The organism is Mesorhizobium ciceri biovar biserrulae (genome assembly GCF_001618845.1).
Lineage (GTDB): Bacteria > Pseudomonadota > Alphaproteobacteria > Rhizobiales > Rhizobiaceae > Mesorhizobium > Mesorhizobium ciceri.
In genome coordinates, this window is sequence record NZ_CP015064.1 from 5,773,943 (window position 1) to 5,795,043 (window position 21,101).

The following is a 21,101-nucleotide window of genomic DNA, read 5'->3' on the forward strand; positions in this document are numbered from 1 at the left end:
GAAGTCTCCCTAGCATGATCCCGAAAAGTTGCGGACTTTCCGGACAAAGATCATGCGACAAACAAACAATCTGGAGCGGAATAGCGGTGCACGCATTCCGCTTCGAACTCAGTGGTGTCCGCCCTCGAGATAGGCGGCGCGCACTTCCGGATTGGCGAGCAGTTCCTTGCCGGTGCCGCTCATCGTCACATTGCCGTTGACCATGACGTAGCCGCGCGTGGCGAGCTTGAGCGCGCCGAAGGCGTTCTGCTCGACCAGGAACACGGTCAGCCCCTGGGTGCGGTTCAGTTCGCGGATGGCGTCGAAGATCTGCTTGACGATCAGCGGCGCGAGACCCAGCGACGGCTCGTCGAGCAAAAGCAGCTTCGGCCGTGCCATCAGCGCGCGTCCGATCGACAGCATCTGCTGCTCACCGCCCGACAGCGTGCCACCGCGCTGGGTGATGCGCTCCTTCAAACGCGGGAACAGCGTGAACACCTTCTCGACGTCCTCGTCATAGTGCTTGAGGTTGTCGAGGCTGGCGCCCATCTGCAGGTTTTCCATCACCGTCATGCGCGGAAAGATCCGCCGGCCCTCGGGCGATTGGGCAATGCGCATGCGCGCGATCTCGTGCGTCGGCATCTGGGTTATGTCGGTGCCGGCAAAGGTGATAGTCCCGGCGCGAGCCCGCGGCGCACCGAAAATAGTCATCATCAGCGTCGACTTGCCGGCGCCATTGGCACCGATCAGCGCCACGATCTCACCCTGCTTGACGGTGACATCGACGCCGTTCAGCGCCCGGATGTTGCCGTAATAGGTCTGCACGCCCTTGATATCGAGCAGCGTTGTCGCGGCCATCACTTGCCCCCTCCACGCTTGCCCGCCACGGGCTTGGCAGCGGTCTTGCTCGCGGTCTTTCCGGAGGCTGCCTTTGCAGTCTTTGCGGAAGCATGGCTCGTCGCCACCTTGCCCGCATCGACGCGGCGCGAAAATTCCGTGTCCCTGCCCTGGCCGAGCAGCCTGGCCTGTTTAACCCATTCCTCGCGCGCGATACGTCCGTCAAAAGCAAGATAGGCTTCGGCGGCCTCGACGTCGGCCTTTTTCCAGGCGCCGATCTGGTCGAAGTGGAAGATGCCGTGATCGTTGAGCTTCTTCTCGTTGACCGTACCGATGCCCTTTATGCGGGTCAAATTGTCGGCCTTGCCGCCGCGAGGCGCAGCCAGCCGGTTGGAGATCTCTCCAGTCTTCGCCGCAGGCTTGGCGGATGCGGTCGACTTCGCCGCCGTGCCAGTTGCCGCCTTCGACGTCGCTTTCGGAGCAGGCTTTGCCTTCGCCGGCGGCACGGCTGCCAGCGAGGCTGCCTTGTTTGCCGCGGCGAGCGACCTGGCGTCGACCTGACCGGCCTTTGACGCTCCCTTGGCCACCGTAACCCGCTCGCCCGAACTATGGCCGACCGTGTCGGTCACCGGCCCGGCGAGATAGGACGACGATGTTCCCGGACCGTGCGCGGCATCCGGCCCCGTATCGAGCTGTTCGATGACATCTTCGTCGCCGACTTCGGTAAGGACCGCTTCGACTTCCTCGTCGTCGACGCCGAGATAGGCGGCGATGACGCGCGGATCGGTGCGCACCGACTGCGGACTGCCGTCGGAGATCTTGCGGCCATACTCCAGCACCACGACATGGTCGGAGATCTGCATGACCACCGACATGTCGTGCTCGATCAACAGGATCGAGGCGCCGGATGTGTTCTTGATGTCGATCAGCAGCTCGTTGAGCGCCGCCGATTCCTTCGGATTGAGGCCGGCCGCCGGCTCGTCGAGGCACAGAAGCTCGGGTCCCGTGCACATGGCGCGAGCGATCTCGAGACGGCGCTGCGCGCCATAGGGCAGGTCGCCGGCCGGGTCGTCGGCACGGTCGACTAGATCGGCCTTTTCCAGCCAATGCTTGGCGAGCTCCACCGATTCGGCCGAGGCCTTGCGATAGCCGCTGAAGCCGAACAGGCCAAGCACCGTGTAGCCCGATGCCTTCATCAGTTTGTTGTGCTGGGCGACTAGCAGGTTCTCCAGCAGGGTCATGCCGGAGAACAGGCGGATGTTCTGGAAGGTGCGCGCCACCTTGGCGCGCGCCGGGATTTCATGGTTGGGCAGCCGCTCGAGCAGGAAGGTCGAACCATCGTTCCGGTTGAGCGTGATCATGCCTTCCGAGGGCTTGTAGAAGCCGGTGATGCAATTGAACACCGTGGTCTTGCCGGCGCCGTTGGGGCCGATCAGCGCGGTGATCTCGCCGCGCTTGGCGGCGAAAGACAGATCCCCGATGGCCACCAGGCCACCGAACTTCATCGACAGATGATCGACCTGAAGGATAGCGTCGTTCATGCCCGAAGCGGCTTTCTGAACAGGGTTCGCATTCATCAGCCGTGTCCTTCCTTGGTGAAGGAGCTTGAGACGGCCTTTCGCTCCTTCAGGAAGGCGGTTGGTTCACGACTGCCGACGAAGCCGCGCGGCTTCCACAGCATGACGATGACCATGGCCATGCCGAACAGAAGCATGCGGTAGAGTTCCGGTGTGAAGTCCGGTCCGAAGACCTGCTTGAGGAAGTCGAGTTCGCGCAACGCCTCGGTGCCGCCGATCATCACCATTGCGGCGACCGCTATGCCGACCAGCGAGCCCATGCCACCGAGAACCACGATGGCCAGGATAATGGCCGATTCCAGGAAGACGAAGGATTCCGGGCTGACGAAGCCCTGCCGTGCGGCGAAGAATGCGCCGGCGAAGCCGCCGAACATCGCACCCGTGGCAAAGGCCGTAAGCTTCGTGGTGGTGGTGTTGATGCCGAGCGAGCGGCAGGCGATCTCGTCCTCGCGCAACGCCTCCCAGGCACGGCCGACCGGCATGCGCCGCAGCCGGATGGTGACGAAGGCCGTCAGCAGCGCCAGCGCCAAGATCAGGTAATAGAGGAAGATCTTGTAGTAGGCGCTCGATGTCGCCAGATGCAGCACCTTCGCGACGTAATTGGGGTCCGACACGTTGAAGGTCATCAGGCCGAAGAAGGTGACCTTCGGGATGCCGGAAATACCGGCTGAACCGTTGGTGACCTCCCGCCAGTTGATCAGCACCAGGCGGATGATCTCACCGAAAGCCAAGGTGACGATCGCCAGGTAATCGCCGCGCAGGCGCAGCACCGGGAAACCGAGCAGCACGCCCCAGAAGGCGGCCATGGCGCCGGCGGCCGGCAAAAGGATCCAGAACGACAGGCCGTACTGCGTGCCGAGCAGCGCATAGGCATAGGCGCCGACCGCGTAGAAGGCCACATAACCGAGGTCGAGCAGGCCGGCGAGGCCAACGACAATGTTCAGGCCCCAGGCCAGCATCACATAGATCAGGATCTGGATGCCGAAATTGTCGACCCATTTCAGCGAGCCTTGCAGTCCGCCGACAAACGACCAGGACATCAGCGACAGGATCGCCACCACCAGGATCGGATAGAGGATCAGCGCCGCAATGCCGAGTTTGGTGAAGTTGGCATGAATGAAGCCGCGGAAATAATAGATCACGCAGGCCAGCACATAGATGACCGACAAGGCGCGCAGGAACTGCAGATAGCCCGCCGGCTCCGCTCCCACCCATCCGACGAGAGAGCTGTTGACCGCAAACAACACCACCGCCGCGACCAAGGCCACGATGAAGGCCGGCAACTGGAAGAAGCGTGACGCCACGCTGGCCGGCAGCAGGCCGGTGGCGACGTCGGTGATCTTCTGGTTGGCCAGGAAGGGCTGTCCATAGGCGACATAGAGGAAGCGCCCGACAGCCGTGGCGATAACCACGGCGGCAAGCAGGCCCCAGCGTGTCGTCAGGACCAGTTCATTGGAAATGTTCTGGCCGGTCTTCAGGCCGATGAACAGCACGAACAGGCCAAACGATATGGCAGCGGCATAGAGCGCCTCGCGCAACGCGCGCTGCATGGGGGTGGCGACGGTGTCGCGCTCCGGAGATACGGTGACGGCCATGGTCTCAGACCTTTTCGACTTCTGGCCGGCCCAATATGCCGGAAGGCAGGAAGATCAGCACGATGGCCAGGATCGAGAACGCCGCGACATCCTTGTAGTCGATCGAGAAATAGGCCGACCACATGCTCTCGATGAAGCCGATCATCAACCCGCCGACCACCGCGCCCGGCAGCGAACCGATGCCGCCCAGCACCGCCGCCGTGAAGGCTTTCACGCCCGGCGTGAAACCATCCGAGAAGGCAATGACGCCGTAATACATCAGGAACAAAGTGCCGGCGACCGCGGCAAGGGCCGCACCCATGATGAAGGTGATCGAGATGGTACGGTCGACATCGATGCCGAGCAGCGCCGCCATCTTGCGGTCCTGCTCACAGGCCCGTTGCGCTCGTCCAAGCGAGGTCTTGTTGACCAGATACCAGAACAGCGCCAGCAGCAGCGCCGTGACGACGACGATGATGATCTGCTTCAGCGACACGCTGATGCCGTTGATGTTGTAAACCTGGCTGACCATCGGCGGGATCGGCTTGTTGCGGGGACCCTGCGTCACCTGGACGAAGTTCGACAGCGCGATCGACATGCCGATGGCAGTGATCAGCGGGGCCAGTCGGAACGAACCGCGCAGCGGCCGGTAGGCCACCTTTTCGATCGTCCAGTTGTAGAGGCTGGTGAGCAGCATCGCCACGATCATCATGATCAGCAGCGCCAGCACAACCGGCACGGAATAGAACAGCGCGCCAAGGGCGAGGAAGACGATCAGTGCCGTGAAGGCACCCACCATGAAGATGTCGCCATGGGCGAAATTGATCATACCGATGATGCCGTAGACCATCGTGTAGCCGATCGCGATCAGCCCATAGATCGATCCCAGCGTCAGCCCGTTGATAAGCTGCTGGACAAAGTACTGCATGTGTACATGGCTCCCCTGGAATGTCGCCCATGCAGACGCATTCCTTTTCGTATTTCCCCTAGTCGTAAAGTTTCGAGCCCGGATTGCAACGTCATTTTTCAATCGTCATGCGTGTTTTCGAAGCACGCCGCCCGATTGCCCGTTTTCCATCATCCGACCCCTGGACTATCGCGGACCCTACCATTGGCATAACGCAATGTCTTTGACGATTCGACCGCATCATGCGCTCCGTTTCGAAGAAATCGCCGTCAAAATTAGGTGATGAAAGGAATCCTTGCGTTTTTGGCACGATCCATTTTTCAGGTCGTTGCTTTCCGCAAGGTCAGGATTCCCATTACTTGACAACAAACCCGTGCGCGAACGGGTCGCGGTCGTCGATGAAGATGGTGTTCAGTCCGGTCATGCGCGCCCAGCCGCCGATCGAGGGAATGATGGCCGGCTTGCCGGCCACGCTGACATCCTTTTCGACCTTGCCCTTGAACAGCGAACCGATGATCGATTCATGCACGAAGCTGTCTCCGGCCTTGAGTTTGCCCTTGGCATGAAGCTGCGCCATGCGCGCCGAGGTGCCGGTGCCGCAGGGCGAGCGGTCGATCGCCTTGTCGCCGTAGAACACGGCATTGCGGGCATCCGCCCCATCCACCGTCGGCGCACCGGTCCACAGCATGTGCGACAGCCGGTTGATGCCAGGATTTTCCGGATGCACGAAGGAATATTTCTCGTTGAGCCGCTGCCGCACCACCGGGCTCCAGGCGATGAAGTCGCCCGCCGAATGATCGGCCATGTCGCGATAGTTCTCCTGCGGTTCGACGATGGCGTAGAAGTTGCCGCCATAGGCGACGTCGACGGTGATTTCACCGAGCCCAGGGCATTCGACCGTCAGCCCCTCGGCATAGAGGAAGGATGGCACATTGGTGATGCGCACCTCCTCGACATAGTCGCCGACCTGCTTGTATTCGGCGACGACCAGCCCGGCCGGCGTGTCGAGCCTGAGCACGCCCGGCGTCTTTGGTTTGATCAGTCCGTGCTCGATGGCCATCGTCACCGTACCGATCGTGCCATGGCCGCACATCGGCAGGCAGCCGGAGGTTTCGATGAACAGGATGGCGATGTCGCAATCCTCGCGCGTCGGCGGATAGAGAATCGAACCGGACATCACGTCGTGGCCGCGCGGCTCGAACATCAACCCGGTGCGGATCCAGTCATATTCGGCCAGAAAATGCGCACGCCGCTCCATCATCGTCGCGCCCTGCAACAGCGGGCCGCCGCCGGCGACCAGCCGCACAGGATTGCCGCAGGTGTGGCCGTCTATGCAGAAGAAGGATTTCTTGGCCATGACGCTCCTCGAAAATCAAAAACCCGAAAAAATCAAAATCGTTGCGGACTGAAGGGGGCCAGATCGATCGGCGGAGTCTGCCCCAGGACAAGATCCCTGATCAACCGTCCGGTGGCCGCCGCCTGGGTCAGGCCGAGATGGCCATGGCCGAAGGCATAGACCACCGACCGCTTTCCCGGCGCGCCGCCGATGACGGGCACTGAATCCGGCAGCGAGGGGCGGAACCCCATCCATTCGCGCCCACCCGAGGGATCGAGCCCCGGCAGGAATTTCTGTGCCTTCTGCAGCAGCGCCTTCGACCTGGCATAATTGGGCGGCCGCTCGATGCCGCCGAGTTCGACGGCGCCGCCGACGCGCAGGCCTGTTTCGAGCGGCGTGACGACGAAACCATGGCCGGAGAAGATCAGCATCCGCTTCACGTCGAAGGCACTCGTGGGCAAGGTGGTGTTGTAGCCGCGCTCGGTCTCCAGCGGAATGCGATCGCCGAGTTGCTTGGCCAGCAGATGCGACCAGGCGCCGGCGGCGACGACGAGGTGCCGGGCCTGTCTGGTCGTGCCGTCTGCCAACGTCAGCGTCGCTCCATCCTGATCCGCCGCGACTTGGCTGATCCGGACCAGCTCAAAGCGAGCGCCCTTGGCCTGCGCATAGGTCCACACCGCTTTGCCCAGCAGTTTCGGGTCGGCGACCGTCTTCCATCCCGGCACGAACGTGCCTTTGATGAAGCGCGGCGACAGGCCCGGCTGCAAGGCGGCCAGTTCCTCGCCCTCGACGTGGCGGAAACCGATGCCGAAACGCTTCCGCGCCGCCCAGCCGGGCAGCCCGGCCTGAAATTCGGCTTCGCTTTCGTAAAGCTCGAGCGAGCCATCCTCGCGCAGCATCGACCGCGTGCCGGAGCGGTCGAGCAAGCCCATCCACTCCGCCTCGGCAAGCTTCATCATGCCTGCTTGAGCGGCAAGGCTCGCCTCGTATTTCCCCGGCGCACCGGCGCGCCAGAAGCGGATCAGCCAGGGCAGAAGCGTCGGCAGGTAGGCGGGCGGGATGCTGAGCGGGCCGAGCGGATCGGCCAGCCATTTCGGCAGCTGCCGCATCATGCCCTTGTGCGCCAGCGGCAGCACGTCGGAGAAGGCGAAGGCGGCGGCATTGCCCGAGCTCGTCTCCTCGCAAATGCCTGTGCGATCGAAGACGGTGACCCTGCGTCCCGCCTCAGCGAGAGAAGCAGCGGCACAGATACCGATGATGCCGCCACCGACGATGGCTATGTCCAACCCTTCTCCCCGTTCACGGGGCGAAGGCGCCCGAAGGGCGGATGAGGGGCTGCGCCCCGCTTCTGTCGACCTGGAATTTCCTTGCACGTGGGCGCTGCCCCTTATCTGGCTGCCACCATCTTCTCCCTGCGAACAAGAAGAAGAAGCCTCAGAACTGCGGCAGTGTCGGCCGCACCGCGAGCGCATCCTTGACGATCTTCTCGACGGACTTGCGGCGATCGCCAGACAGCGGCTGTCGCGGCATGCGAACGCGGTCATTTGTGTTGATCGCGAACACTTCGGCAAGCTTGATGTTTTGGACCAGATAGGTCGAGACGTCGAGGTCGAGCAGCGGCCGGAACCAGCGGTAGATGCCGAGCGCCTCTTCGCGGCGACCCTGCTTCATCAGCTGGTAGATGGCGACCGTCTCGCGCGGGAACGCGGTGACCAGTCCGGCCACCCAACCGATGGCGCCGACCGACAGCGCCTCGAAGGCCAGATTGTCGACGCCGGTGAACAGGTCGTAGCGAGTGCCCAGGCGATTGATGATCTCGGTCGAACGACGGATGTCGTCGGAGGATTCCTTGATCGCGACAAAGCGCTCGTCCGACGCCAGCTCCTCCATCTGGTCGACGCTGACGTCGACGCGGTAGGCAAGCCGGTTGGAGTAGATCATGACCGGCAGGTCGCCAGCCTGCGCGACCGCGCGCAGCGCCGCGACCGTCTCTTCCGCATTGGTGTGGTAGATCGGGCTCGGCACGACCATCAGGCCGTTGGCGCCTTCCCGGCTCGCGCGCTTGGCGATGCTGGCCGCCTCGCGTGTGCCGGCCTCGTTGACCGTCAGCAGCACCGGCTTCTTGCCGGCGACCTTTAGTGCGGTCTTCAGCACCTCGATCTTCTCATCGGGCGACAGCATCGGCCCCTCGCCGAGCGATCCGCAAACGATGATGCCGTCGCAGCCAGCTTCCATCTGCAGGTTGAAGCAGCGCTCCATCTCGGCATGATCGAGGCGATCATCCGCGGTGAATTTGGTCGTGACGGCAGGAAAAACTCCGGTCCACATGATCATCTCTCCATCTGATATATCACTGGTATATCTATTAACAAACCCGCTGTCAATGCGGAATCCGTTATGATATATTCAAGATATATCAGGGGAGCGCATTTGATATCCACGGCAGCAAGCACCTCGGCGGAGCCGGCCGCGACCAGGGCCTACCATGTGCTCGAGCACATGATCGTCACGCTCGAACTGGCCCCGGCAAGCTTCGTCACCGAGGGCGCCCTGATCGACAGGCTCGGGCTTGGCAGGACACCGGTGCGCGAGGCGATCCAGCGGCTGGCCTGGGAAGGGCTGCTCGACATCAGGCCGCGCGCGGGCATCGCCATCGCCCCGCTGCATCCCGGCGACTGGCTGCGCGTGCTCGATGCGCGTCGCGGCGTCGAGGTGGTGCTGGCCCGCTCGGCCGCCCGCTTCGTCACCCGCGAGGCCGCCGACCTGTTTCACGAAGCAGCGCTTGCCATGCAGAAAGCGGTGATCTCGGGCAACGTGCTTGCCTTCATTCAGGCCGACAAGGCACTTGACGAAGCGTTGGCGCTGGCTGCCGACAATCCCTTCGCCGCCCGTTTGGCCGCCCCGTTGCAGACCCACAGCCGCCGCTTCTGGTTCCGCTACAAGGCCGAGACCGGTCTTGCCGAATCCGCCGAGCACCATGTCGCGCTGATCCGCTCGATCCTTGCCGGCGACGAGGAGGCCGCGGCCAAGGATGCCAAACGCCTGATGGCGCTGCTGCGCGGCCACGCCGAAACGGCTGCGACGCGCTGAGCGTCTTTTAATCCGATGCGCTTTCGTCGCCGGTGCTTCCTCGAAGCTCGGATCACGTCCCTGGCAAGGCAGCCGCCGCCATCAACGAACCGTCCCAGCCTTCGCCCGCCGTGATGACGCAGCTCTGACCATGCGTGTCGGTGGCAAGGATCGTCCAGGTGCCCTGGTCGGAGACGAATATCTCAAGAATGACGCTCGGGTTGACCAGGCCGCGCGCAGCCTCGCTTTCGTGGAATTTTTCCCCGAGCGCTTTGATCATATCCGCACGGGCTGCGCATTGCTCCGCCATCGCCGGGACGGCGGCAAACGCGGAAACCGCCGCGAAAAATAGCGTTGCCACAAGACGGGTCATCTGACACCTCCTTGCGCCAGACGATGTCCCCGAAGCTGTCGCCAGCGCCGTTGCTTGATCTGCCGTACCTCCTTGCGGCAGGACTGCAAACCAAGACGGCAGATGCCCACTTGGTTCCATCACATTAGCGTTCACGCAGATAGGGTCGTCGCCGGACTGCAAAAAGGCCCGGGCGCGAGCGCCCGGGCCTCAAATTCAAAATCAATCTGTTGTCCGGTCAGTTCATCGTCGGGATGACGAATTCGGCACCGTCCTTGATGCCTGCCCGCGCGACCGCAGCCGAAGGCGAGGACGCGTAACCAGGAAATCGTCCGGTCAGTTCATCGTCGGGATGACGAATTCGGCACCGTCCTTGATCCCGGACGGCCAGCGCGAGGTCACCGTCTTGGTCTTGGTGTAGAAACGGAACGCGTCCGGGCCGTGCTGGTTGAGGTCGCCGAAGGAAGACGCCTTCCAACCGCCGAAGGTGTAGTAGGCGATCGGCACCGGGATCGGCACATTGATGCCGACCATGCCGACCTGGACACGGCTTGCGAAATCGCGCGCGGCATCGCCGTCACGAGTGAAGATGGCGACGCCATTGCCCATCTCGTGGTCGTTGGCGAGCTTGATCGCGCTCTCATAGGTCGGCGCGCGCACAACCGACAGCACCGGCCCAAAGATCTCTTCCTTGTAGATGCGCATGTCCGCGGTGACGTTGTCGAACAGGCAGCCGCCCATATAGTAGCCGTCTTCATAGCCCTGCATGGAGAAGCCGCGGCCGTCGACCACCAGCTTGGCGCCTTCCTTGACGCCGGTGTCGACATAGCCCTTGACCCGCTCCAGGGCTTGGCGCGTCACCAGCGGGCCGAAATCGGCGGAAGAGTCGGTCGAAGGACCGACCTTCAGGCTTTCGACGCGCGGGATCAGCTTTTCCATCAGCCGGTTGGCGGTGTCGTTGCCGACCGGGACGGCAACCGAGATCGCCATGCAGCGCTCGCCGGCCGAGCCGTAGCCGGCGCCGATCAGCGCGTCGACCGTCTGGTCCATGTCGGCATCGGGCATGATGATCATGTGGTTCTTGGCGCCGCCGAAGCACTGCACGCGCTTGCCGGCGGCCGTGCCGCGCGAATAGATGTAGTGGGCGATCGGCGTCGAGCCGACAAAGCCGATGGCCTTGATGTCGGGATCGTCGAGGATGGCGTCGACCACGTCCTTGTCGCCATTGACAACATTGAGGATGCCCGCCGGCAGGCCAGCTTCGAGGAACAGTTCGGCGATGCGCATCGGCACGCCCGGATCGCGCTCCGAAGGCTTCAGGATGAAGGCGTTGCCGCAGGCGATGGCCGGCGCGATCTTCCACAGCGGGATCATTGCCGGGAAGTTGAACGGTGTGATGCCGGCGACGACGCCGAGCGGCTGGCGCATCGAATAGACGTCGATGCCGGGGCCGGCGCCGTCGGTGAATTCACCCTTCATCATGTGCGGCGCGCCGATGCAGACTTCGACCACTTCGAGGCCGCGCTGGATGTCGCCCTTGGCGTCGGCGATCGTCTTGCCGTGCTCGCGCGCCAGGATGTCGGCCAGTTCGTCATAGTCGCGGGCGACCAGTTCGAGAAACTTCATCAGCACGCGCACGCGACGCTGCGGGTTGGTTGCGGCCCATTTCGGCTGCGCAGCCTTGGCGTTCTCCACCGCAGCGCGCAGTTCCGCCTGTGATGCCAGCGCCACCGTGCCGCGCACGGAGCCATCCATCGGCTGCATGACATCCTGCTTGCGGCCGCTGGTCCCGGCGACATGCTTGCCGCCGATGAAATGACCATAGTCGATCATGATTTCTCTCCCTTGTTTGTGATGCTGCATTGTCCGCCTTTGGCCGGCGGATGGCAACGCGACGGAGAACGCAACCGTTGTGCGGAAAGTAGATAGCGGTTGACGGACGAGCATCAATTCTCGCAAATGCGGAGACCCGTCTGATAGCAGCAGGGATTGAGAGATTGAGTTCCCACCACAGGACGCGGCGTCAGCGATTGTCATCTGGACCATCCCCATGAACTGGGATGACGTCCGCATCTTCCTTGCCGTGGCGCGTGCCGGCCAGATCCTTGGCGCCGCCAAACGGCTGGAGCTCAACCACGCCACCGTCTCACGCCGCATCGCCGCACTCGAGGATGCGCTGCGGACAAAGCTGTTTCGCCGGCTGACCACCGGCAGCGAGCTGACTCCCGCCGGCGAGCGCTTCCTCGACATTGCCGAGCGCATGGAGGGCGACATGATCGCCGCGCGCTCGACCATATCAGGCGAAGGCGACGATGTTTCCGGCACGGTGCGCATCGGCGCCCCGGACGGTTTTGGCGTTGCCTTCCTGGCCAAGCGCCTTGGCGCGCTGACCGCCCTGCACCGCGAGTTGACGATCCAGCTGGTGCCGGTGCCGCGCTCCTTCTCCCTGTCGCGCCGCGAGGCGGACATCGCCATCACTGTCGAGCGGCCGACCGAAGGCCGGCTGGTGGCGGGAAAGCTGGTCGACTATTCGCTCGGCCTGTTTGCCTCGCGCGCTTATGTCGATGCCAATGGTCTGCCCAAAACAGCGGCCGAACTCGGCCAGCACACCCTTATCGGCTATGTGCCGGATCTCATTGTCAGCCCTTCGCTCGACTACGCGGCCGAATTCAGCGCGGACTGGCGCACCAGTTTCGCCATCTCCTCGGCGCTCGGCCAGGCCGAAGCAGTGCGCTCGGGCGCCGGCATCGGCATCCTGCACACCTTCGTCGCCCGCTCGATGCCGGAACTCGTCCCGGTCGATGTCGTGGCACCCATCCGCCGCGCCTACTGGCTGGTCTATCACGAATCGGTCAGGCCGCTGCGCCGCGTCCAGATCGTCGCCAGCTTCATCACCAAGATGGTGGAGCGGGAGCGGAACCTGTTCGTCTGAGGCATGTCGCCCAAAACTGATCTCGGTTTTGGGCGAACGACATGCATAAACTAAGACGCTAAAGCGCATCGCATGAATCCGATCAAACGCGATACGCTTTGGCCGTGCCGCCTTTTCCTTGCCACAAAACCGGCCAGTGTGGCATCAGGCGTGCGGTCACCGGCCACGGGCAGGTCGCCGGGTGGGAAACCTTTCAGAAAGCTGGCGCGGATAGACATGCGAGCCGTTCTTGCCATCCTGCCGCTGCTTTTCGTTTCCGCTTGCGCCAATCCGTGGACGAAGGTTCCGGAGGCCGAACTGCCCAAACCGATCCGCTACGCCATGGCGCGGCCTTCGCCTTTCGTCTTCGGCAATTATTGCGGCCCCGGCACCCGCACCGGCGATCTGTCGGCCCGACCGGCCGACCGCCTCGACGCGGCCTGCCAGACGCATGATGCCTGCTACATCGCCCGCCACAACCATTGCGACTGCGACGGCGCCCTGGTCGCCTCGGCGAAAGCGATCCGTGACGACAACGCAACGCCGCGCAAGATGCGCGGCGAGGCCGAACTGCTGATCGCCACCTTCGCCATTCCCGTCTGCAAGGTCTTCCCCCAGGGCTTCATGCCGCCGCGCGATCCGGCGCAATTGAGCGCTCTGAAGACCGGAGCGGCCGGGTGAAGGGTCGCGCATTCATCGCCGTCGTTCTGTTCGGGCTGGCTGTCCTTGCCGGCTGTGCCGGTACTGGTCGCAATGCCTGCGATCTCCTGCAAGGCCAGAGCGCTTGCGCGCGACCCGCGCTCTCCGCGGAGACAGCTGGGCCACGGATCGTCGCCGCGCAGTTTTTCGGCGACGCCGGCACCAGCGACTACGAAAAACGCTTCCTGGCGCTGCTCGCCCGCCATCAGCTTGGCGCCATGGACCGCGCCAACGGCACCGGCCCTTTCGGCCACGACCGCCATGAGATCGCCAACAGCGATTTCCAGGCGACCTACCGGACGCTGCAAAAACTCGCCGGGCCGGTCGCCGAAACGCATCTGCCGCCAGCCGGCGCCAACAGCGGCGAGGGTCATTTTGACGGACGCTGGCGGGTGTCGCGACAGACGCTCTACATCGATGCGGCGGCGCGGCCTTCGGCGCCCAAGACCTTCGATTTCTCCGGCCTGCAAGCGCGCAGCGTCGAGATCGTGCTGCGCCAGGCCGGCAAGCAACCGGCCGACATCGAAGGCGTCTGCGACGGCACGCTGGCGATCCGTGCCGGCGGCGCTTCACGCACCATCGCCACGGGCACGGCATTTCGCTTTCGCCTGTCCGGCGAGGACGATACGGTCAGCCTGTTTCCAAGTGACGGCCTGAACCGCTGCGCGGCAAGAATCCGCTCCAGCCTTGCTCCGGCCGGCGCGCCGCTCACCATCCGACGCGAAGAGACCGCCGATCCGGCGCTTGCCGCTTTCGACAGTCGCTACGAGCGTTGCCCGACGCCAGACCCAACCGGCCTCGATCCTCTCAGCCGCGCCTTCTATGCCAGCCGTTGGCTGTCGCAGACCTGTGCCTTGCCGATCGGAAAGCCGCGCCTGCTGCGCAAATCGCGCGATGGCTTCAACGCCAAGGTCGAGGCGCTGATGGGAGCGCCGCTGTCCGACAGCGCCATCGACAAGGGCGACCCGGAGCTGCCGCTCGACTTCTCCAGGGCCCCAAAACTGAAGCTGATCTATCTGTCATCCCTGGAGTTCAAGGCCGACTTCTCCGGCCGCATCATCGAACGGCTGATCCGTCATCATGCAGCCCTCGGCACCAAGGTGCGCATCCTGGTCACCGACGTGCTGGAGCGCGACAAGGACGACGCCATGCTGCATCGGCTGGCGACCGAATTCCCCAATGTCGGGCTGCAGGAATATCGCTGGCGGGCGGACCGGGGCGCGCCGATCGACGAGCAGATTTCACAATTGCACAAGGTCCATCACGTCAAGATGCTGGCGACGCTTGCCGACGATCCACGGCGGTCGCGCGCCATCGTCGGCGGCCGCAACATCCATGACGGCTTCCTGTTCCACCAGCCGATCGATCTGTCGCGCTATCCAGATCTTGAGCAATACGGCAAGACCGACGGGTTCTCGCTGAACTACTATTCGAACTGGAGCGACTTCGACATCGAGTTCGCCGATCCGGCCACGGTCGAGACCCTTGCCGCGCATCTTTCGACAGTGTGGCTGCGCGACGCCGACACCAATCTGGTGCGCCCCTTCTCCATTCCGGTCCGGCCCGACGGCGCCCGTCCTTCAGGCACGGCACGACACTTCATTTCGGTGCCTTACGAGGATGGCCATGCGCTGGAGGACTATTTCGTCGAGTTGGTCGACGCCGCCCAGCACCATATCCAGATCGTCAACCCCTACCTCAACCTGACGCCCAAGCTTGCCCAGGCTGTTGACCGGGCGCTCGCGCGCGGCGTCAGGATCGACATTGTCGGCCGCATCGATCTCAAGGGCGATATCGGCGGCAAGTTCCTCACCGCGCTCAACAAGCTGTTCGTCGAGAAATATGGCGATCGCATCAACATCCGCGAGTTCAAGGCGCCTGACGTGGTGCTGCATTCCAAGATCATGATGATCGACGAAAGGCTGGTCGCCATCTCGTCGGTCAACCTCAACAACCGCAGCTTCTTCCACGACAGTGAGAACGGCATGATGGTGCTCGATCCGGCCTTCTACACCAGGATGAAGCCGATCTATGACGACTATGTCGCCCACTCCAAACCGATCGCCACCAATGTGACGATCCCGTGGGCGTATCGGCTGCTTTTCGACGAGGACTGGGTCCGGCAGGCGTTCTGACTCTCTAGCGCAGATAACGCTCCTGCGCGAGGTCGCGGACGTCGATGTCGGGCACCCGGCTGGAGATGATGTCGGCCAGCACCTTGCCCGAGCCGCAAGCCATGGTCCAGCCGAGCGTGCCGTGGCCGGTGTTGAGATAGAGATTGGAAAGCTCGGTGCGGCCGATCAGCGGCGGGCCATCCGGCGTCATCGGCCGCAGCCCGCACCAGAACGTCGCGTCCCGCATCGCGCCGGCGCCAGGAAAGAGGTCGCCGACCGAGTGTTCCAGCGTGCGCCGCCGCGATTCGTGCAGCCTGAGGTCGAAGCCGGAAATCTCGGCCGTGCCGCCAACCCGGATGCGGTCGCCAAGCCGGGTGATCGCCACCTTGTAGGTCTCGTCCATCACCGTCGACACCGGTGCCGCGGCGGCGTCCTTGATCGGCACGGTGATCGAATAGCCCTTGACCGGATAGACCGGGATCGGCCGCTTCACCCGGCGCATGAAACCCGCCGAATAACTGCCCAGCGCCATCACATAGGCGTCGGCGGTCTTCCAGCCCTTGCTGGTGCTGAGATTGGCAATGCGGTTGCGGCTGCGGATGACGCGCCAGATCGTCACGTCGTACTCGAACTTGACGCCACGGGCCACACAGAGTTCGGCCAGCCTGTCGGTGAACATCTTGCAGTCGCCGGTCTCGTCGTGCGGCAGCCTGAGGCCGCCGACGAACTTTTCGCGCACCCCGGCAAGGCCAGGCTCAGCCGCGATGCAACCGTCCTGGTCGAGGATCTCGTAAGGCACGCCATACTTCTTCAGCACCTCGACATCGCCGCCGGTGCCGTCAAGCTGCTTTTGCGTCCGGAACAGCTGCAGCGTGCCCTGGGTCCGCTCGTCATAGGCGATGCCGGTCGCTTCGCGCAGCGCCTTGAGCGTATCGCGGCTGTATTCGGCCAGCGGCACCATGCGCGCCTTGTTGATCGCATAGCGCTCGGCCGTGCAGTTGCGCAGCATCTTGATGAGCCATGTCCACATATGCGGATCGAAGGCCGGCCGCACCACCAGCGGGCCATGCTTCATCAGCAGCCATTTGATCGCCTTCAGCGGAATGCCGGGCCCGGCCCAGGGCGAGGCGTAGCCGGGCGAAATTTCGCCGGCATTGGCGAAGCTGGTTTCCAGCGCCGGGCCTTTCTGGCGGTCGAGAACCGTCACCTCGTGACCGGCCTCGGCGAGAAAGTACGCCGTGGTCACTCCGATGACGCCGCCGCCCAGCACCATGATCTTCATCGTTTACTCCTTGCCGCGTCGCACGCCCTTGAGGACGCCTGGACGCGGCGCATTCCGATTTGCGCATGATCCCCGGCGAAAATCGATGCCGATTTTCGAGATCATGCAGTGTTGCCTGTTCACGCCGCCGCAGGACCGGGGTCGTCATCCCCTGTCTGCCGCATTCCGGCCCTTTCGCCAAGGGGCCGCCAATCGGCTGCGGCGCTGTAGACGAGGGTGAGCCCATGCGGCCGTCGCGCCTCGGCCTGGGATTTCTCCCTGACGGCACGCCGCGCGGCCTCCGGCTGGTAGAGCACGGTCGCGATCAGGACCGACTCCCGCCTGCCGTCGGCCTGTTCGATCCATGCAGTCTGGCCCTCGGCCATGCCGAGCATGCAAAGCCCCCGCCTTGTCATGATCGACAGGCTGGAGCCGACCGGGCCGCGCACCTCGTTCTGCACCAGGGTCCGGGTCTGGGCGGGGCCGGCATCGACACGGAATACCAGCCTGCTGTTCAGCGTCACGATATCGGATCCGACCGAATCGATCGCGACGACCTCGGCCTTGGAAAGCTTGTCTTCAAGCATTGGAACAATCGGATCCGCGAAAGCCCGCCGACGCTCCAACATGATTTCGAGGACGGCGAAGTCCTTTGTCGTCAGCTGGAAATTCGCGCCTGTCATCGCCGTCTCCATGATCAGGCCCCCTCCCGCCCGCAGGCCGGCGTATCGACCACTTCGATGGTCGCCGACAGTTCCCGGCCGCCACGGCTGCTCCAGCACACCGTCTGCCCAGCGGTCGCGCCGATGAGCGCCGTCCCCATCGGCGTCAGCACCGAGATCCTGTTTTCACTGATGTCTGCTTCGCCGGGATAGACCAGCGTGACGCGCTGGATGTTGCCGCCATCGTTGCGGATTGTCACCGCCGAACCCATCCGCACGACATTGGCCGGCATGGAAGCCGCTGCCGTGACAACGGCACGGTCCATCTCCGAAAGCAATTCTTCGGCCGTCTCGGGCACGCGGTCGAGCGACGCCCGCGCCAGGCCCGTCAGCCTATGATGGTCGGCATCGGTTACCAGAAGCCGGCTCGGTGGACGCAATCCTGTTGCATGTTGCATGGCAAACCTCATGACTTGGCGCATCGAACAGACGCGCGCCTGCCGCCGCGCAAACGGTGGCTTGATGAAAAACCGGCAGCCGCGAAGCTGTCTGGCTCGGGAATGATAATGTCAGGTAGAAATGCCCCGGTTCGGACGGACGCCAAAAGGCGACCGCGCCGGGGCTACGATCCCGCGATCGGGCAGACCCTGAACAAGGTTCTGATATAAGCTGGGTTGCTCATGCATGGAGCCTTGCCGACAGGCGTCCGCTTGTCAAGCGCGGCCAAACCGCTCAACCGCCGACATAGCGCCGATGGAAGCGCGGGCCGAGGCTGGTCAGGATCTCGTAGCCGATGGTGCCGGCATGGCCGGCAGCGTCATCGACACTTTGCGAGGGACCGAGCAGTTCGACGAGATCACCCTCGCGCAGCCTGCCGGCCGGCAGGGCGGAAATGTCGAGAATGATCGAATCCATCGACACCCGCCCGACGAAAGGTAGCCGCACGCCCTCGAACCAGGCGGCGGACGCGGCGCGGCGTTGCCAGCCATCAGCGTAGCCGAACGAAATCGTCGCCAGCCTGAGCGGGCCTTGCGCATGATAGCTGTGGCCATAGCCGACGCCGGCGCCTTTTTCGACGCTTCGCGTCTGTGCCACCTTTGCCTGCAACCGCACCACCGGCAGCATCGGATTGGACTTTGGCGGCGTCGGATTGATGCCGTAGAGGGCGGCACCGGGGCGGGCGAGATCGTAGTGAAAGGACGGCCCAAGAAAGATGCCGGAGGAATTGGTCAGCGAGGCCGGTGCCGCCGGCAGCATCTTGCGCAGCTGCTCGAATGCCAGTCGCTGCAGCTCATTGGCCGGGTGCTCCGGCTCGTCGGCGCAGGCCAGATGGCTCATCACGTAACGGATGTCGATGCCGTCGAAAGCCTGCGGATCGGCGGCGATGCGCTCCACATCCCGGGGCGCCATGCCGAGCCGCGACATGCCGCTGTCGACCTGGACCGCGGCCGGCAGTTTTCGGCCGGCGCGGCGGGCCGCAGAACGCCAGGCTGCCAGTTGCTCGGGGCTGTTGATAACAGCGCAAAGGTTTGCTGCCACGGCGTCCGTCTCGGCACCGGGCGGAATGCCGTTCAACACGAAAATGGCAGGGCCGGCCCCAAGCGAGCGGCGCAGGGCGACGCCTTCGCCCAGAAGCGCAACGAAGAAGATATCGCAGCCTTCGCGCAGCAGTGCCGCCCCGACCTGGCCGGCGCCAAGGCCGTAGCCGTCCGCCTTGAGCACACCAGCGCAGGCAACATCGCCCAACCGCGCCTTCAGCCGCCGGTAGTTTTCACGGATTGCACCGAGGTCGATGGTGAGGATGGCCCCAGCCGCCACTTCGCTTGTGGCGGTGACCTCTTCTGGCGGCGATTTTTGGAGGGCGTCGTTCATGGCGACCGTTCTTGTGGTGGATGGGTTAGTCAGTAGTCAGTAGTCAGTAGTCAGTAGAATTTGGCGCGGACCGCAACAGAACATTCAACCCTACTCCCCTACTCCCCTACTCCCCTACTATCGCACCAGATGCCGGAACGCCGCCACCACATCCTCATAGACATGGCGCTTGAACGGCACGATCAGGTCGGGAAGGTCCTGCATCGGCCGCCATGCCCATTTGTCGAACTCGGCGGTGTGGCCACCCGGCGGCGGATTGATCTGGATCTCGCTGACATCGCCGTGGAAACGAAAGGCGAACCATTTCTGCGTCTGGCCGCGATACCGGCCCTTGAAGGCGATGCCGACGAGATGCTCCGGCAAATCATAGTTGATCCAGTCCGGCGCCTCGGCCAGTAGCGAGACGCCGCGCATGCCGGTCTCCTCATAGAGCTCGCGCTCGGCCGCCTGCAGGGGCTCCTCGCCCTCGTCGATGCCGCCTTGTGGCATCTGCCAGAGCTGCGTCGTGCCGGCAAATTCGCTGTCCGGTTCGGCAATGCGGTGCCCGACCCAGACCAGGCCCTCGGCATTGAGGATCATCAGCCCGACGCAGGGTCGGTAAGGCAGCGTTTCGCGGTCGATTTTGTTCGTCTTTGGCATCAGTCACTCTTTCCAGCCGTCTTCCGAGGGCTAGCCTTTTTGCGGATCGATAGCCACCGCTGAAATCGGCACGATCTCGATGCCGCGCTTCTTGGCCTCGACCACCCAGGATGACACGGTATCGACCGTCAGGTCGAAGGCCGAACCGATGCCGACGGCAGTGCCTTTGGCCCGCGCGGTCGCCTCCAGGCTGTCGAGCTTCTTCAGGATTTCGCCGCGATCCTGCACGGCATCGATCGCCATGTCGCCGGCGACGAAGGGCACGCCGTCCTTCAGCGCCAGATCCGGCGCCAGACTGCGCGACGACGAGCCGTCATCGATATAGGCGAGGCCGCGTTTGCCGAGCTCGGCGATGAACGGCTCCATCGCCGCCGCGTCAGCGGAAAAGCGGGCGCCCATATAGTTCATGACGCCGGTATAGTTGGTCGTCCGCGACAGCGCCCAGTGCAGGCTCTTCAGGTTCTCGTCCGCGCTCGCCGCCACCGTCAGCGTGTTGCGTCCCGGATTGACCTTGGGATAATCGAACGGTTCGAGCGGCACCTGCATGACGATCTCGTGGCCGCTCTGCCTGGCTGCCTGCATCCAGCGGCCGATGCTGTTGCCTTGCGGCGCGAAGGCCAGCGTCACTTCCGCCGGCAGCTTGGCGATGGCCGCCTGGGTGCCGGTCTGCGAAACCGAAAGCCCGCCGATGACGATCGCCACCCGTGCGCCGCGCCCACCCGACCAAGGCCGCGCATAGACGTCGAACGGCCGCCTGCCATCGGCGGCGCGCACCGGCAAAGGCCCGGTCTCGCTGGCCTCGATCAGCGCCTTGTCGGGAATATGCGCGATCTTCAGGTTCTGGCCGACGGTCGACGGGTCGCGAATGACGATCGCTGCCTTGGGCGGCCCATCGCCCTCCTCCGTCTGCACATGGATGATCTGCGGCCCACCTGATTTGACCGGCGCCTCCGGCTTCGGTGCCGCCGGGGCCAATGCAGGCGGCGCGGCGGCAGGTTCGGCCGCCGCGGTCACTTTCGGCGTTGAAACGGCAACCTCTTGCGGCTTACGAAACGGCTTTTCCCTGAGCGCGATCGCGCCGGAGATGCCTGCCACCACCAGCACGGCCACTGTCGCCATGATCGCACCGCCGCTGAGCTTGCCGGCGGCGCGCGGCGGCCGGACTGCCTGTCCGAGCGGGCGTTCGATGTCCTTGCCGATATCAGTCAAGCGTAATCCCCGGGCGCATGGCTCCGAAGGCGAAGCCACTTCGAAACGGCATGCGCGAATTCATCAATCCCGGCGCACCCCCGCGCCATGCCTTGGGAGCTTT

Annotated in this window: 19 protein-coding genes; 4 read left to right on the top strand and 15 right to left on the bottom strand. The window is 63.9% G+C overall.

Annotated elements, in window-relative coordinates; translation table 11 throughout:
* Positions 1-108 precede the first annotated feature (108 nt).
* The 7 genes from A4R29_RS27285 to A4R29_RS27315 all read right to left on the bottom strand — a co-directional run bounded on the left by A4R29_RS27285 (position 109) and on the right by A4R29_RS27315 (position 8,538).
* The gene (locus A4R29_RS27285; RefSeq protein ID WP_013529095.1) at positions 109-837 is read right to left on the bottom strand and encodes an ABC transporter ATP-binding protein; all 729 of its coding nucleotides are present in this window, start codon (positions 835-837) and stop codon (positions 109-111) included.
* Positions 837-2,393: an ATP-binding cassette domain-containing protein gene (locus tag A4R29_RS27290; RefSeq protein WP_063173264.1), complete on the bottom strand. Its 1,557-nt coding sequence runs from the start codon at positions 2,391-2,393 to the stop codon at positions 837-839. Before A4R29_RS27290 ends, A4R29_RS27285 begins: the two co-directional genes overlap by 1 nt.
* Positions 2,393-3,988 (bottom strand): high-affinity branched-chain amino acid ABC transporter permease LivM, encoded by a 1,596-nt coding sequence (gene livM, locus A4R29_RS27295; protein ID WP_013529093.1) that lies wholly within the window; start codon positions 3,986-3,988, stop codon positions 2,393-2,395. Before livM ends, A4R29_RS27290 begins: the two co-directional genes overlap by 1 nt.
* 4 nt (positions 3,989-3,992) lie before the next feature.
* Positions 3,993-4,895, bottom strand: a complete 903-nt coding sequence (locus A4R29_RS27300) for a branched-chain amino acid ABC transporter permease (RefSeq protein WP_013529092.1) — start codon at positions 4,893-4,895, stop codon at positions 3,993-3,995.
* Positions 4,896-5,229: 334 nt separating this feature from the next.
* Complete coding sequence (locus A4R29_RS27305) at positions 5,230-6,231, bottom strand: 4-hydroxyproline epimerase (RefSeq protein ID WP_063173265.1); 1,002 nt, start codon at positions 6,229-6,231, stop codon at positions 5,230-5,232.
* A 32-nt stretch (positions 6,232-6,263) separates the two neighbouring features.
* Complete coding sequence (locus A4R29_RS27310; RefSeq protein ID WP_024502893.1) at positions 6,264-7,583, bottom strand: NAD(P)/FAD-dependent oxidoreductase; 1,320 nt, start codon at positions 7,581-7,583, stop codon at positions 6,264-6,266.
* Between the two features lie 61 nt (positions 7,584-7,644).
* On the bottom strand, positions 7,645-8,538 hold the full coding sequence (locus A4R29_RS27315; RefSeq protein ID WP_063173818.1) for a dihydrodipicolinate synthase family protein: 894 nt from the start codon (positions 8,536-8,538) through the stop codon (positions 7,645-7,647).
* Positions 8,539-8,607: 69 nt separating this feature from the next.
* On the opposite strand from A4R29_RS27315, the gene A4R29_RS27320 reads away from it, so the two are divergent.
* Complete coding sequence (locus tag A4R29_RS27320) at positions 8,608-9,300, top strand: GntR family transcriptional regulator (protein ID WP_063173266.1); 693 nt, start codon at positions 8,608-8,610, stop codon at positions 9,298-9,300.
* A gap of 52 nt (positions 9,301-9,352) precedes the next feature.
* Here A4R29_RS27320 and A4R29_RS27325 read toward each other — a convergent pair whose 3' ends face one another.
* Complete coding sequence (locus tag A4R29_RS27325) at positions 9,353-9,652, bottom strand: hypothetical protein (protein WP_024502890.1); 300 nt, start codon at positions 9,650-9,652, stop codon at positions 9,353-9,355.
* A 315-nt stretch (positions 9,653-9,967) separates the two neighbouring features.
* Entirely contained in the window at positions 9,968-11,464 is a 1,497-nt protein-coding gene (locus tag A4R29_RS27330; RefSeq protein WP_013529086.1) for a CoA-acylating methylmalonate-semialdehyde dehydrogenase, read from the bottom strand.
* 217 nt (positions 11,465-11,681) lie between these two features.
* Between A4R29_RS27330 and A4R29_RS27335 the strand changes: the two genes are divergently transcribed.
* The 3 genes from A4R29_RS27335 to A4R29_RS27345 all read left to right on the top strand — a co-directional run bounded on the left by A4R29_RS27335 (position 11,682) and on the right by A4R29_RS27345 (position 15,376).
* On the top strand, positions 11,682-12,563 hold the full coding sequence (locus tag A4R29_RS27335) for a LysR family transcriptional regulator (protein ID WP_013529085.1): 882 nt from the start codon (positions 11,682-11,684) through the stop codon (positions 12,561-12,563).
* A 216-nt stretch (positions 12,564-12,779) separates the two neighbouring features.
* Positions 12,780-13,223, top strand: a complete 444-nt coding sequence (locus A4R29_RS27340; protein WP_013529084.1) for a phospholipase A2 family protein — start codon at positions 12,780-12,782, stop codon at positions 13,221-13,223.
* Positions 13,220-15,376, top strand: a complete 2,157-nt coding sequence (locus tag A4R29_RS27345; protein ID WP_063173267.1) for a phospholipase D-like domain-containing protein — start codon at positions 13,220-13,222, stop codon at positions 15,374-15,376. Before A4R29_RS27340 ends, A4R29_RS27345 begins: the two co-directional genes overlap by 4 nt.
* 4 nt (positions 15,377-15,380) lie before the next feature.
* Here A4R29_RS27345 and A4R29_RS27350 read toward each other — a convergent pair whose 3' ends face one another.
* The 6 genes from A4R29_RS27350 to A4R29_RS27375 form a co-directional block, all read right to left on the bottom strand.
* A complete protein-coding gene (locus tag A4R29_RS27350; RefSeq protein WP_024502886.1) occupies positions 15,381-16,637 on the bottom strand; it encodes a D-amino acid dehydrogenase in 1,257 nt (418 codons plus the stop codon).
* Between the two features lie 119 nt (positions 16,638-16,756).
* Complete coding sequence (locus tag A4R29_RS27355; protein ID WP_081714251.1) at positions 16,757-17,311, bottom strand: GreA/GreB family elongation factor; 555 nt, start codon at positions 17,309-17,311, stop codon at positions 16,757-16,759.
* A 2-nt stretch (positions 17,312-17,313) separates the two neighbouring features.
* On the bottom strand, positions 17,314-17,736 hold the full coding sequence (gene rnk, locus A4R29_RS27360) for a nucleoside diphosphate kinase regulator (protein WP_027162554.1): 423 nt from the start codon (positions 17,734-17,736) through the stop codon (positions 17,314-17,316).
* Between the two features lie 274 nt (positions 17,737-18,010).
* Positions 18,011-19,150 carry an alanine racemase gene (alr, locus tag A4R29_RS27365; RefSeq protein WP_063173268.1) on the bottom strand — a complete coding sequence of 380 codons (1,140 nt, stop codon included), beginning with the start codon at positions 19,148-19,150 and terminating at the stop codon, positions 18,011-18,013.
* Between the two features lie 117 nt (positions 19,151-19,267).
* Positions 19,268-19,789: an RNA pyrophosphohydrolase gene (locus A4R29_RS27370; RefSeq protein ID WP_013529078.1), complete on the bottom strand. Its 522-nt coding sequence runs from the start codon at positions 19,787-19,789 to the stop codon at positions 19,268-19,270.
* Positions 19,790-19,819: 30 nt separating this feature from the next.
* Complete coding sequence (locus A4R29_RS27375) at positions 19,820-20,998, bottom strand: divergent polysaccharide deacetylase family protein (RefSeq protein WP_027163441.1); 1,179 nt, start codon at positions 20,996-20,998, stop codon at positions 19,820-19,822.
* Positions 20,999-21,101 lie beyond the last annotated feature (103 nt).

Bases quoted from the DNA above. Each gene is read 5' to 3' on its own strand.
- A4R29_RS27285 (WP_013529095.1), bottom strand. From the start codon at position 837: ATGGCCGCGACAACGCTGCTCGATATCAAGGGCGTGCAGACCTATTAC.
- A4R29_RS27290 (WP_063173264.1), bottom strand. From the start codon at position 2,393: ATGAATGCGAACCCTGTTCAGAAAGCCGCTTCGGGCATGAACGACGCT.
- livM (WP_013529093.1), bottom strand. From the start codon at position 3,988: ATGGCCGTCACCGTATCTCCGGAGCGCGACACCGTCGCCACCCCCATG.
- A4R29_RS27300 (WP_013529092.1), bottom strand. From the start codon at position 4,895: ATGCAGTACTTTGTCCAGCAGCTTATCAACGGGCTGACGCTGGGATCG.
- A4R29_RS27305 (WP_063173265.1), bottom strand. From the start codon at position 6,231: ATGGCCAAGAAATCCTTCTTCTGCATAGACGGCCACACCTGCGGCAAT.
- A4R29_RS27315 (WP_063173818.1), bottom strand. From the start codon at position 8,538: ATGTGGACCGGAGTTTTTCCTGCCGTCACGACCAAATTCACCGCGGAT.
- A4R29_RS27320 (WP_063173266.1), top strand. From the start codon at position 8,608: ATGATATATTCAAGATATATCAGGGGAGCGCATTTGATATCCACGGCA.
- A4R29_RS27325 (WP_024502890.1), bottom strand. From the start codon at position 9,652: ATGACCCGTCTTGTGGCAACGCTATTTTTCGCGGCGGTTTCCGCGTTT.
- A4R29_RS27330 (WP_013529086.1), bottom strand. From the start codon at position 11,464: ATGATCGACTATGGTCATTTCATCGGCGGCAAGCATGTCGCCGGGACC.
- A4R29_RS27335 (WP_013529085.1), top strand. From the start codon at position 11,682: ATGAACTGGGATGACGTCCGCATCTTCCTTGCCGTGGCGCGTGCCGGC.
- A4R29_RS27340 (WP_013529084.1), top strand. From the start codon at position 12,780: ATGCGAGCCGTTCTTGCCATCCTGCCGCTGCTTTTCGTTTCCGCTTGC.
- A4R29_RS27350 (WP_024502886.1), bottom strand. From the start codon at position 16,637: ATGAAGATCATGGTGCTGGGCGGCGGCGTCATCGGAGTGACCACGGCG.
- A4R29_RS27355 (WP_081714251.1), bottom strand. From the start codon at position 17,311: ATGGAGACGGCGATGACAGGCGCGAATTTCCAGCTGACGACAAAGGAC.
- rnk (WP_027162554.1), bottom strand. From the start codon at position 17,736: ATGCAACATGCAACAGGATTGCGTCCACCGAGCCGGCTTCTGGTAACC.
- alr (WP_063173268.1), bottom strand. From the start codon at position 19,150: ATGAACGACGCCCTCCAAAAATCGCCGCCAGAAGAGGTCACCGCCACA.
- A4R29_RS27370 (WP_013529078.1), bottom strand. From the start codon at position 19,789: ATGCCAAAGACGAACAAAATCGACCGCGAAACGCTGCCTTACCGACCC.